Consider the following 13278-nt stretch of genomic DNA (forward strand, 5'->3'; position numbering starts at 1 on the left):
ATATAGTAATAATTGTCCCTTTTGATACGTACAGTCACTATCAGTTATTCAAATCCTGTGAACCATACTTCCAGCTCTGACGTTGTGCTTCCAGATAAACTAAGGCTCTAAATAACCCCCAAGGCAGGCAGGGAAGATAAGGATATTCTTTTTTATGAAAGTCGTGTAGAATGTGCCAAAATTGCTTTGCATCTGCTTGTTTATTAAACCGTAATAGCTTAAAAGTCATGCTAAATAATACTGCATACTTAATTCTAACAAATTTTTCAACTGAAATTCGTTGATTAATATCCAGCGTATCAACTTTACGATGGTCCCACCGGTCAATGAGTGTCAAATCACATTGAAATCGCCGTACCAGATTACGCGATAAACCGGTACTTAAATGATAGTACTTAGTTAATGGCTCATTAATACAGATGCCAGTCCCTATATAAAGCAGCTTGAGCCACAAATCCCGGTCTTGGGCATTTAGAAGACCAGTGTCACAGCCACCGACAGCCTCATATGCAGCCTTAGAGATTAACACTGAGGAAGTATGGATCTTATTACGCCGCAGGAATAATTCATGTCGCCAGATTGAGTAAGTAGGTTCTCCACTTACAGGACTAAAATCTTTTTGTTCACCATCGCGAACAATCAGGGGGTTGTTAGTAACAAGGACAACATCCTGCTTACTGGTAGTAAACTGCATTTGTATTTCCAGTTTTTGCGGGTGCCATTCATCGTCTGCATCCAAGAAAGCAATCCATTCACCTTTCGCCGAGTTTACGCCGGTATTTCTAGCCGCAGCTGCCCCGGCATTTGCCTGATAAATGTAGTGAACTGAATCACCATACCTTTGTACTTTTTCTTGCGTATCATCACAGGATCCATCGTCTACAACCAAAATCTCATAAGACGGATATGTTTGGTTTAAGACAGATTGAATCGTTCTCTCAATGGTCATTCCAGCATTATAGGCTGGAATGACCACACTGACTATAGGATGTTGTCCGCTCATACATTACTCCTTATCAATATAATATAGAAATGGAGTTTATTTAATTAAAGGAAGACTTAATAAAGCACTCCTTTACTAACAAGCGATAGCTTTTATTGGATAACAACCGTAGCAATCTTGTTGGATTTTTTAGCAAGAGGGATTTAATTTCCCTCAAATGATACTTTTTGCGAACAAGATAGGTTAAAAAATCTAATGGTGGGCGGGATTTTATATCTGCCGCCCTACATGATATCTTTAAAAATTCTGCCTCGCCAATTTTATCTACTAATACATCCAGGGCATCTGCTAATGCTGCTACCCGTTCCTCGGCAGAACCTTTTATGGCCGTACTTGCGTATTCACGGTTAAAATATAATTGATCAAGCATTTCAAACTCGAACTCTAAATAGGCTAAATACATCATTGTTGACATATCAGAAGTGGCTTTTCGATGCTTAGTTTGTAAGAATCCTCCCGCTTCTTTTAGACCGTATTTGCCATAGCAGGTTCCCGAAGGAGTAAGCCCACTGTAAAAGAACGGAATATACGCATCCTCACCGGACAAAACAGTATTAAAGCCAACACCTGCCATATTTAGGTTTTTGAAAAAATCCCTAAACAGACTTCTGCCCCATACTATATATTTTTGTGGAAAATTGCGTTGTTGCAGTTTCGCATGTAATATTTGCAGGGCATTTTCACACAAAGTGTCATCAGCATGACAAAATAGAATATAGTCTCCTCGTGCATGCTCAAGGCATAAATTATGATTTTCATACATTGTAACTGTTTTCGGATTACGTATTACCTGCAATCTAGCTGGCTTCACCTGACACATTTCCTGTAAAATGTTTTCAGTTCCATCATGTGAATGATTGTCAAGGATTAATACTTCATAGCACAGATTTTCGTCCTGCCTAATGCAACTGTTAACCGCATTTTTAATGGTCAAATGATTATTGTAAGTTGGAATTGCAATTGTAAATAGCATATCTATCCTCTTCTCAATATTCTATCCCATTTCCTGCTCGAACTTTATCAGTCGTGAGATTCCTTCGGCAAGAGGAATTTGGGGCTGCCATCCAGGCAGCGTTTTACCTATATCCCAAGTTCGCATAACTTCACGTTCTCTGTAAGGCCTTCCACCCCATTGAATCTTCAACGCGTGCCCGCTAATAGCTTCAAATACTGCTACCAGATCTTTTAGCTTTATGGGCTGCCCAGAAGACACTGCATATTCACCGCTAAACGCAACTGATCCCGCTATAAGATACTCTGCTGCTAACCGGAAGGCGGCAACTACATCATCAATATATACCATATCAATACGCTGTTCACCCGGAGACATATCTAATGGACTCTTTTGTTTCATTTGTTTCAATAATAACTGCATTAGTTTGGGTCTTCTATCTCCAGGGCCATATGTATCAAATAACTTCAAAGTAATCACCTGAAGATCTTTTGCTTCTTGATAATAACGTATAACGGCTTCAAATGCCTGTTTGGTAGCAGCGTATAAACATACAGGATTATAGGACTGATTTAGATAATGTTGCCATGATGTTCCGGTGTTTACCAAAAGCCTAACACCATTCTCCACCATAGCCTCCACCAAATGTGTACCGAACGTAATATTGCTATCAATAAGCGGCGCAATATCGCAGGATTTGTGTTGAGATAAAAAAAGTGACGCTAAGTGAAATACGACATTAGGTTTTGTTTGCCTTACTACCGCATTAAGATCTGAATATTTGTCGCCTATCCGGTGAATTACTGGAGTATTGGTTTCACTCCAAATACTCTCTTCTTTCGAAGAGACACGTACCACAACATGGACTCGCCAATTTTCAGCAGAAAGATGACGTGCCAGACACTGTCCGATGTATCCGGTTCCGCCAGTAATCAACGCTGTTCTCGTCATCGGTCAGCCTCATATCTAAATGGTGATCTAAATTCCTTAAGATCAACGAAATCGCGGTCCCGAGCGGATATAACGGGATCATCATCAGGCCAGGAAAAGCCAATTGAATTCCACAAGATCCCACAATCATGCTCTGGGGAATAGACAGTGGTCACCTTATATAACATCAGGGCATATTCAGACTGAACATAAAATCCATGGGCCAACCCGTTAGGAATGTAAAGTATATTATGCTTGTCCGCACTTAATTGAAAAGTCTCATATTGGCCATAGGCTGGCGAACCTAAGCGCAAATCAATAACAACATCCATCACAGTTCCTTGAACACAGTATACCATTTTGGAATGGTCGAATGGTGGAATTTGGAAATGCAATCCACGCAGTACTCTTTTGTGAGAACCAGAATAATATTCTTCTGCAAACGAAGTTGAAAGTCCGTAATTGCTGAAGCTTTCTTCATGAAATGTTTTAACAAAGATCCCCCGGTGATCGCAGTGTACATCTGGCTGAATTTCAAAGCAACCAGGTATTTTGCAGCTTTTAATATTCATTATTTCACCTGTTCAACGAAAATGTGAATCTCATCAATCATATATTGAATCATCTCGTTTGTCATGCCTGGATATACACCAATCCAGAAGGTCTGGTTCATAATAATATCTGTGTTGGTCAGTGAACCGACTACCCGGTATCCCTGTCCGCTCTGGCGTAGCTGATCAAAGCAGGGATGTCGAAGCAGATTACCAGCAAACAGCATCCGGGTCTGAATTCCGCTCCCCTCTAAATGAGCAACTATTTGGTTGCGATTGAACTTTGCCTGTTCCTTAACAGTGATTAAAAAGCCAAACCAGCTTGGCAGAGAATGTGGTGTTGGTTCAGGCAGAATCAATATGTCTTGTAGGTCAGCCAGGCCCTCGCGTAGCATCTGCCAGTTTTCCTGGCGCTTATTAATGAAACCAGGGAGTTTTTCCAATTGAGCGCAGCCAATAGCGGCTTGCATATCTGTAACTTTAAGATTGTAACCAAAATGAGAATATACATATTTGTGATCATAACCGATGGGGAGTGTCCCAAACTGTTGGCTAAAACGATGTTTACAGGTATCATCCTTGCCTGACGGACACCAGCAATCACGCCCCCAGTCGCGAAATGATTCGACAATACGCTTTAGCTCAGTATCGTTGGTATACACCGCTCCGCCTTCCCCCATAGTCATATGATGAGGCGGATAGAAACTTGACGTACCCAGATGACCAATAGTTCCGGAGTATTGCCACTCACCATTGTGGCAGTATTTACTTCCAAGTGCATCACAATTATCCTCGATTAACCAGAGATTGTGTTCATCACAAAAAGCTTTAACAGATTCTAAATCAAATGGGTTCCCCAGAGTGTGAGCAATCATTACGGCCTTAGTATTTGATGATAATGCTTCTTCTAACTGAGTAACATCAATGTTATAACTAGGAATAGTGACGTCCACAAAAACTGGTATGGCACCAAATTGAATCGCCGGCGTAACAGTAGTAGGAAAACCGGCTGCTACGGTTATTACCTCATCGCCTTTTTTTATCCTGCGTTCCCCTAGCTTATGTGAAGTCAAAGCCATAAACGCAAGTAAGTTGGCCGATGACCCTGAATTTGTCAAAGAACAGTGTTTAACCCCCAAAAACTTAGCGAACTCTTGCTCAAATTGTTCAGTATATCTACCGGTAGTTAGCCAAAAGTCCAACGCTGAATCGACAAGGTTGACAATCTCCTTTTCGTCAAACACACGACCACCATAGGAGATTCGATCCCCAGGGCTAAAATCTTGGGGGATATTCTTTTTGTGTTTATATTCATAGTAACGAACAGCAGCCTCTAGAACCTGTTGTCTCATTTCCTTTTCCGGATTGCCCTTGCTCTCCATCAAGCTCACCTCAGTTCTCTCATATAATCATTGATCTGCTGGATACACACATCATTCATATCCTTATTATCTTTATAATAGGCTCTAAACCATTCAACTACTTTTCCCAAAGCTTGATCCAAATTCCATTGAGGATTCCAGCCTAGCCTGGCCTTTGCTTGAGAACAATCCAGCCGTAAATAGGTTGCCTCATGGGGATGTGGACCTGGGTCAATTTGATAAACTGCCTCATTCCCATAGTTATGACAGAGCTGTCTCACAATCCACTCCACCGGTTTAGCATCATCATCATTAGGCCCAAAATTCCAACTATTGGCAAACTCAGCTCCCTTTTCATAAAGTTCTTGAGCTAAAGCCAGGTAACCATGAAGTGGTTCCAATACATGCTGCCAGGGTCTAATCGAGTGCGGATTCCGAATTCGAACTGGTCTTCCTGTTTCAAACGCCCTTATACAATCAGGAACAAGACGGTCAGGTGCCCAATCACCGCCGCCTATAACATTTCCAGCTCTTGCCGTAGCAATGTAAGTATCTGAAAAAAAAGATTGTCGATAAGATGAGGTTACTAATTCAGAACAGGCTTTGCTACTCGAATAAGGGTCATACCCTCCCAGTGCTTCATTTTCCCGGTAACCCCATACCCACTCTTTATTCTCATAGCATTTATCTGTCGTCACATTTACAATCGCTTTGATACCACGTGTACTACGAGCTGCTTCCAATACATGTACGGTTCCCATCACATTTATCGCGTAGGTTTCCACTGGATTTTTATAGGAATCACGTACCAGCGGCTGAGCCGCCATATGAATGACTATATCGCAATTACTAGCATGCATTGAACTTTGCAGCTGCTGATAGTCACGGATATCGGCAATAATTGACTTAACTATACGGTTAACATGACAAACGTTGAACATGCTCGGACTGGTAGGTGGTTGTAAAGAATATCCGGTCACCTCAGCCCCCATATGATTCAGCCACAAACATAACCATGACCCTTTAAAGCCGGTATGCCCTGTAATAAATACTTTTTTGCCTCGCCAAAAGCATGGATTTACTAATGATCCCATTGTATTCTCCTATTACCAGACTTTCCAGGGTGCTTTTTGATTTTTCCACAAACCTTCTAGAGCATTTTTATCCCGCAGTGTATCCATAGGCTGCCAGAACCCTTCATGCTTATAAGCCATAAGTTGCCTATTTCTTGCCAGTTTTTCCAGAGGATCTTGTTCCCAAATCGTATCATCATCATCTATATAGTCAAAAACCTCCGGCTGCAATACAAAGAAACCGGCGTTAATCCATGAGCCATCACCTTTGGGTTTTTCTTGAAATCCGTCTACAACATTAGTATCCGACAAACTAAGCGCACCAAATCTTCCTTTTGGTTGTACAGAGGTAATTGTTGCTAATTGTCCATGCTTTAGATGAAATTTAACCAAATTTGCAATATCCACATTACCAACACCATCTCCATAGGTAAGCATAAATGGTTCATTTCCTATATGTGATTGGATTCTTTTCACGCGGCCACCGGTCATAGTATTTACGCCGGTGTTTACTAACGTGACTTTCCATGGTTCGACACAATGGTTATGCACGATCTGCTGATTTGAATTGCGGAAGTCAAAGGTAACGTCGGATTGATGTAAAAAATAATGAGTAAAATATTCTTTGATACAATATCCCTTATAGCCTAGGCAGATGACGAAATCGTTAAACCCATAATGTGAGTAAAGTTTCATAATATGCCATAAAATTGGTCTCTCCCCAATTTCTATCATAGGTTTAGGTTTAAGATGAGATTCTTCGCTAATACGGGTTCCAAAGCCCCCCGCAAGAATTACTACTTTCACATTGTCACCCCGGATTAATAGTGTAATTTCATTTATAATTAAGAATAATATGCAATTCTAGTTATAAAGCCAAGTATCTGTAAACAGTCGTTCAAGCCTGTTAACGGTGATTCTTAAATCATATTTATCACTTATTAAGCTTACCGCTGCTTCACTTAGGTTGTTATCTATAGCAACACTCGCATTATTGATTTGCCTAGACCATTCATCAACATCTTCTACCGGTAGCAAAAAACCATTGCATCCCGGGATTATTAAGTCCTTATTACCCCCAATATCAGAAGCGATACACAGCAGACTACAAGCCATGGCCTCGATGAGAGAGTTAGGTAAGCCCTCGCGTCTCGAAGGAAAAACAAAGACATCCGCTGCCCTGAGGTAGTCGGCAACATTATCAACATCGCCTGGGGTCAGCACAGAATGATTCAGGGATTCCGCCTTTATTCTGGTATGAATATAAGTCTCCAGGCTATCTCCTTGGCCCTTCCCACTGCCCAACATCACTAACATCCCTTTTTCCTGTGCTAGTGATTTACACCAGGCAGTTATTAAAGTATCTATACCTTTACGCCTGGTTAGCTTACCCGTATAAATAAAGATCTGCTTGTCTACAGGTAATCCCAGCTGATTGCGAAGCCTAACTTTCTCTTCTTGTGAAGCTGGATAAAAGTGTGAAGTATCTACTCCATTAGGAATATCATAGATACTTTTTTCTGAGAATCCGTTATTCTCAAGTTCTTGCCTAATCTCGCTGCTTATGGCGATAACACCGTTAGCCTGTTGTAACAGTTTAAGCTTTCGTTCACGAAAGAGCAAAACCTTTTGCATTAGTTCTTTAAACCTTGAAGCAGGCTTTTTAATGACATGTCCGGCTGTCGTAACTTTGATAAACACCTTTTTGTTAAAGTGCTTCCCAAAATTTATGGCAACCGACGCTAGTCTCCCAACCCCATGGACATGAATTACATCATAATCATTTTTGTATTTAAATAATTGCATAAAAAGCTCCAGCGATGCCAAGCCGCTTACGTTTAGTCGAATAATCTGTAGTTTATCCAATACTTCATGAGCAGGTGCCTTGCCACTGCCTTTCGCAATGATAAAGACTCCATGCCCTCGCGCCATAAGTAAAGCTGCAACTTTTTGCGCTTGTAGCTCCGGTCCGCCAAACGGTTGTTCAAAATTATTTAAAATCATACATATCCGTGCCATAACGCTCACCCTCTAGCTTATTTGATCTAAAATGTGATGATTCTCTCCACTTTTTTGATGCTAACAGGTTTACATATATTAACATTTAATGTTAATATATGTAAGATAAGATTGTCGGAGGGGAAAAATGCATATATTTATGTTGGTTTTAGTTTATCGGGAAGAGAAGCACGCAAAAACCGGTGCTGAAACCCATTAGACAAATGTAGAAAGCTTGGTTTTCACACTTTGTAGATGACAGAGATCAGGCTGACGCCAATTGCCCTCTACCAGGTAATGATAGCGAAGGAAATATAAGAACTTATCAATTAGAGTGTTATCAGGTTGCTCATTTACACTAGCTAATAAAGAGGATAATTTAGCAGGATCTGCGGCATGAACTGTCAGACCGGGAACATTATAAAACGCGTTTCCCATAGTTATAATTGGTTTGTGTTGGACGAGTGCCTCAATACCCACCGAAGAATTGATCGTTATAATCCCTGCTGCAGATTTAACCAGCTGTGGAGTAGGAAAGTAGCGGAGAAAAAGAACCTTACTCTCATATTTCCGCCGTAAATCATCGTAGCTGACTCTACCAAAGTCGGATGGATGCTCTTTCACAACAATCTCAATTGTATCGTTAACCGCCTGATTATGTTGTTGAACTGCAGGAACAATATAATCAAGCAGTTCCGACATTCTCTTTACTTTGGGAGAGTTTAATAATACTTGAGTATCATCGTTTACTTGGAAGGGTACGAACAAATATTTGGCCGGGAGTTGAACCTCTTCTATCTGACCCTGATGTTTTTTCTTTAGCAGTCCTTGGTACCATTTGCTTTTCAGAGCGCGTATAACAGGCCGGGTTTCATAAAGCCTGTGAAGTTGCTCCGGGTCTATTTCTATATCATCATAAAATGACCGCGGCTTTCCAACCAGGCTATTAGCATAATTTACGCCTTGAGGATCAACGGTGGTGGTACCAGGTAAATACCCATTTTCAAAAAAAGCAGTCTTCTTGCCGAGTTTCTGAGCAATTCGGGCTGCTGCAGCCAACGGAACAAGAGTTCCGTTCCATACACAAATAAGATCAATGTCATGTTCCCTGATATAGTTATAAAAAAATCTTAATGCTCCATAGGCCTGGGCTTCCAACACCTGTCTACTGTGGAGATAACGCCGGATTAAGCCAAACTTACGGTATTCACCTTTTATTAATAAGAATGAAATAATTTCCTCAGCATCCTGTTTTGTAATTCCCAGCTCAGCCGGTAGGTTCTCTAAGGATGAGCGAGCGAATATATCAGTCATTGTTGATGACGAATAGTCGACATGAAAAATTTGACAGGTATCCTTAAGAAAATCTCCTACAGCGCGGAAATAGCAGCGTTGATGTCCATTTAAAGAAATAAACAGAATTCGTTTATTGATGATGCAAATTGTAAATCACCTCAGGTATCAATGTATTTTATAAAGTTAATGATTACAATTTCATTACTTCTAGTAACTTGGAATAAACCGTATGAACAGGTATATCGGCAAGGCAATCCAGCCCTTGGGAACATTTTCGCTGCCAACAGCCAATACAATCCCGGTTAATAAGGATAACCTGATGGGAGTCACCATATGGTCCGTTGCGAATTGGGTCTGTAGGCCCCATCAAGGCAATTGTAGGTGTACCCAGCGCAGCCGCCAAATGCATCGGTCCTGTATCACCACCGATAAAGGCTTGGGCATGTTTTATAATAAAAGCTAGTTGCTTAAGTGAAGTTTTAGCAACTAGACTAACGGGTGGAATTCGTGTATGCTCCAACAGCCTATTAAGTAACGGGATCTCGCCAGGACCGCCAATAATAACCGGTACAACCTGACCGTCATCAGATAGGCGATCACACAGTTCAGCAAAATTCTCGGCCGGCCATATTTTGTTAGACCAGTTAGCCCCCAGCGCCAACACCACATAAGGAATGCCAGCTTTTAGGCCAGCATGCGCTATCAGACTCCCGGCCTGCTCGGCCTCAGCCTTAGTAATAGCTAAAGGAAACTCCGGCTGATCAATATGGCAACCAAGTGCCCTTACAACATCAAGATAACGGTCAACAACATGACCTGCAGCATAATTACCGACAATTCGCCGGCTTAAAAGCCCGCTGCCTTCGCGCGCATTTTCATAAACGAATCGAGTGGTCGCACCACTTAGAAAAGAGATTATACTGCTTTTAAACAGCCCTTGCAAGTCAAGTGCCAGGTCAAAGCGGCGTGATCTAAGTTCAGTTATAAATTTAGGAGCATGCCTAAGCAAGCCACTCACTGTCTTAAAATTAGTTTTCTCAAAAACAATTACCTCATCTATATAAGGGTTATTTGTTAATAGTTCATATGCAGTTTTTTCCACAACCCAGCTGATTTTTGCTTGTGGAAAACATTTTTTCAGAGCTGGTGCTACAGGCAAAGCATGAATTACATCCCCTATTGCACTGAGCTTAACTATCAATATGTTGTTGTATTGCACTTGGATTCCTCCACTAGAACGGTGTGTGGAACACTTACTGCTTATTTCCAGTACTTAATTTCCGAATAATATTACTGGATGACCGCCCCGGAACCAACGGTACCAGTGTTGTCTTGCCACCGTAAGTGGCAACAACTTTGCTTTCTGGCAGTTGATCAGCGGTGTAGTCACCGCCTTTGGCGTAGATAGCAGGCTGAACAACGGCAACCACGCTTTCTGCGGTAATTTCGTCAAAAATAACTACATAATCTACTGAAGACAGGCCGGCAAGTATTTCGGCCCTATCGCCTTGGCAATTAATCGGCCGATCCTCGCCTTTAAGGCTACGCACAGAATTATCACTGTTTAGGCCAACAATTAAACAGTCACCCAACGCGCGAGCACCTGCCAAATAACGAACATGTCCGACGTGTAATATGTCAAAACAACCATTGGTAAATACAATCGTCTGCCCAGCTTCTTTTAATGTTTTTGCCAAGGTGCCGATTTCATCGCGTTCAATAATTTTCACGAGTAATACTCTCCAATCGCCGCTTTAAGTTCCTTAGGCGTGGTGGTGGCTGTTCCGGGCTTGCGTACAACAACACCTGCAGCAAAATTAGCCAGGCAAGCTGCGTCTACATAGTTGGCGCCGGCGGTCAGAGCAAGCATCATTGTAGCCACCACTGTATCGCCGGCACCTGTAACATCATATACCTCACTGACATTAGTTACCGGAATATGAGTATTCGTACCATTCCGGTTATATAATGTCATTCCCTCTGGTCCTTGTGTAATTAGAATTACTTCCGCATTGAGACGTGACAACATGGTTTCTGCAACCTGCTGTTGTTGACGGCTGTCTTTTAGTGTTTTTAATCCGATGGCAGCGGCTGCTTCTGATTCATTCTGTTTGACAAGTTTAATACCCTCGTATGCCATAATATTGTAGCGAGAGTCGACAATAGACGGAATGCCCGCCCGGTTACAGGCCGCTATAACCCTTTCCCGAATGGCAGGCGATACTGTCATGCTGCCGTAATCACTTATGATTACAGCAGCCATGTCATGAATGTTCTCAGTTATATGGTTGAGAATCGCTTTTTCGATATCGGGATTGATCATATCTTTGCTTTCACGGTCAATCCTAACTATCTGCTGGCGTACCGTAGCCTGTCCTCCAGCCATGATCCGGGTTTTAGTAATGGTGGGTCGTGCTTTATCAATAATGAAGCCATCGGTATTAACCTTTTTGGCCTGTAAGGTTCGGGTAAGCTGATCCCCGGCATTGTCTTGGCCAACAACGCCAACGGCATAAACCTGTCCACCTAAGGCAGCTGCATTATGAACGGCGTTAGCTGCGCCGCCCGGCACCACAATTTCGTGGGAATGCTCAAGAATCAGGACAGGTGCTTCACGGGAGATGCGTGATATCTTGCCTTCCAGATAAACATCAGCTACCATATCCCCGATGATCATAATTTTTTGATTTTGAAGCTTGTCAATATACTGCAAAAGATTCTGGAACATGAGTAAAAACTACTCCTTTCAGAGGTACGATAACCTATCACCATTTAACGGTACTGATATCGAATTTTATTTGATCGCGTTTAGCACGGTAGGTAACTTTAGCGTCCCAACAGTGCAAGTTACGATACCAAGTATAATCGATGTCAGCAAGCTTACTGTTCTCTAAATCATAGCTATGACTGATACCAATTGAATTCATTTTGTCGATCTTATAGGTAAATCCTGATGCTAATTCACGGGTTAAGTCTGGTTGCTCATATTCAAACAGGGTGTCATTATTTTGTGCATAGTGATAACCAACCCAGGTATTAAGTCGCTCAGACCAGTTTTTATCAATCGTGGCATCAACCTTCCAAACATTTTGGCTGGAATCATCATAGCTTTCGCGTATATGCTGAAGGCCTGTTCCAAAATTCAGATTAGCAGTACTACCAAGCTTGATTGTATCATGTTTAACATATAGGCTATAGCTTTGATGCCAGCTTGTTTTTGATGAATCGCTCCATTTTCCATATGCAGCACTTAAACTATAGCGTACAGGCAAATTGCCTAACCGATGCCAAGGATAGGAAAAATTGAGCTCCGGCTCCTTTTTTATCCAGTTGCCGTCAGTATCGCCAAAATGACCTTGGACAATACTAACTGAATAGTTTGTTTCCCGGTCAATAATTCCGAAATTGGGTTTAAAATCAGCACGGGTATAGTAGTCAAGATTCGCAAAAGCAGCTACTTTATCGGATAGTGGATATTCAATCCGTTGCTTGATAAACATACCGTTATCGCTATCATAACCTAATTTAGGGAATACCGAAGCTCCTTCATTCTGTTTTAGAGATTGTTGATATTTAGGGAGGGTAAAGATCACCATTTTACCAATCCAGAATTTGGCATTATAGGCAATCATTTTGTCGCCAGGCCAAATCTCAATTTTATCGGCACTAATATGATAATCAGGTACTTGGGCCGGACAGGTGGTAGCTGTACCGTGGTTAATGGTAAGTTGTCCAGGCAGCATACTGATATTTTGTCCGGAAATATATTTATCTTCAAACTGCCCTTTAGCCTGCTCCATGCTGCCGGTTTTAAGCTTGTAGTTATATCGTGTATTAAACCCATTTAGTTTAATGTCAGGCTGAGAAAACTGCGATTTTTCGTGAACCCATAACTCACTAAGCTGAGTATTGCCATCAATTTGCTCTGCTTCCAGCCTCTGATCACCATTAATAATAACTGCATTTCCCTTCGCCAGGATATCTCCGGTTAAATCACTAAATGACAACTCATTGGCTTCAATTACTATCGGAATTTGACTAATAGCCGCTTGTTTAGGGGATTTCACATCTTTTGCCTCACCGTGAGCAGCCCCGCTAAAGACTATGATCATTG

The 13278-nt window shown here is 41.6% G+C and carries 13 protein-coding genes; all 13 read right to left on the reverse strand.

What is annotated here, in order from left to right:
• Positions 1-40: 40 nt before the first annotated feature.
• Positions 41-1003 (reverse strand): glycosyltransferase family 2 protein, encoded by a 963-nt coding sequence (locus VN379_RS05745; RefSeq protein WP_325531732.1) that lies wholly within the window; start codon positions 1001-1003, stop codon positions 41-43.
• Between the two features lie 40 nt (positions 1004-1043).
• Complete coding sequence (locus VN379_RS05750; protein ID WP_325531734.1) at positions 1044-1976, reverse strand: glycosyltransferase family 2 protein; 933 nt, start codon at positions 1974-1976, stop codon at positions 1044-1046.
• 21 nt (positions 1977-1997) lie between these two features.
• Entirely contained in the window at positions 1998-2906 is a 909-nt protein-coding gene (locus VN379_RS05755) for an NAD(P)-dependent oxidoreductase (RefSeq protein ID WP_325531736.1), read from the reverse strand.
• Positions 2903-3457, reverse strand: coding sequence for a dTDP-4-dehydrorhamnose 3,5-epimerase (gene rfbC / locus VN379_RS05760; RefSeq protein WP_325531738.1), 555 nt, complete (start codon positions 3455-3457; stop codon positions 2903-2905). Before rfbC ends, VN379_RS05755 begins: the two co-directional genes overlap by 4 nt.
• Entirely contained in the window at positions 3457-4818 is a 1362-nt protein-coding gene (gene rfbH / locus VN379_RS05765; protein WP_325531740.1) for a lipopolysaccharide biosynthesis protein RfbH, read from the reverse strand. Before rfbH ends, rfbC begins: the two co-directional genes overlap by 1 nt.
• A 5-nt stretch (positions 4819-4823) precedes the next feature.
• Positions 4824-5891 carry a CDP-glucose 4,6-dehydratase gene (gene rfbG / locus VN379_RS05770; RefSeq protein WP_325531741.1) on the reverse strand — a complete coding sequence of 356 codons (1068 nt, stop codon included), beginning with the start codon at positions 5889-5891 and terminating at the stop codon, positions 4824-4826.
• A gap of 12 nt (positions 5892-5903) precedes the next feature.
• A complete protein-coding gene (gene rfbF, locus VN379_RS05775) occupies positions 5904-6677 on the reverse strand; it encodes a glucose-1-phosphate cytidylyltransferase (protein ID WP_325531744.1) in 774 nt (257 codons plus the stop codon).
• 57 nt (positions 6678-6734) lie between these two features.
• Positions 6735-7889, reverse strand: coding sequence for a glycosyltransferase family 4 protein (locus tag VN379_RS05780; RefSeq protein ID WP_325531746.1), 1155 nt, complete (start codon positions 7887-7889; stop codon positions 6735-6737).
• 195 nt (positions 7890-8084) lie between these two features.
• A complete protein-coding gene (locus VN379_RS05785; RefSeq protein WP_325531748.1) occupies positions 8085-9026 on the reverse strand; it encodes a hypothetical protein in 942 nt (313 codons plus the stop codon).
• Between the two features lie 328 nt (positions 9027-9354).
• Complete coding sequence (locus VN379_RS05790; RefSeq protein WP_325531750.1) at positions 9355-10383, reverse strand: glycosyltransferase family 9 protein; 1029 nt, start codon at positions 10381-10383, stop codon at positions 9355-9357.
• 34 nt (positions 10384-10417) lie between these two features.
• Positions 10418-10894: a D-glycero-beta-D-manno-heptose 1-phosphate adenylyltransferase gene (rfaE2, locus tag VN379_RS05795; protein ID WP_325531752.1), complete on the reverse strand. Its 477-nt coding sequence runs from the start codon at positions 10892-10894 to the stop codon at positions 10418-10420.
• Positions 10891-11892 (reverse strand): bifunctional heptose 7-phosphate kinase/heptose 1-phosphate adenyltransferase, encoded by a 1002-nt coding sequence (locus tag VN379_RS05800; RefSeq protein ID WP_325531754.1) that lies wholly within the window; start codon positions 11890-11892, stop codon positions 10891-10893. The genes rfaE2 and VN379_RS05800 overlap by 4 nt, the downstream gene beginning before the upstream one ends.
• Before the next feature lie 37 nt (positions 11893-11929).
• On the reverse strand, positions 11930-13278 hold a 1349-nt coding region (locus VN379_RS05805), incomplete at its 5' end, for an LPS-assembly protein LptD (RefSeq protein WP_325531756.1).

This window comes from Sporomusa sp. (genome assembly GCF_035561255.1).
Taxonomy (GTDB): domain Bacteria; phylum Bacillota; class Negativicutes; order Sporomusales; family Sporomusaceae; genus Sporomusa.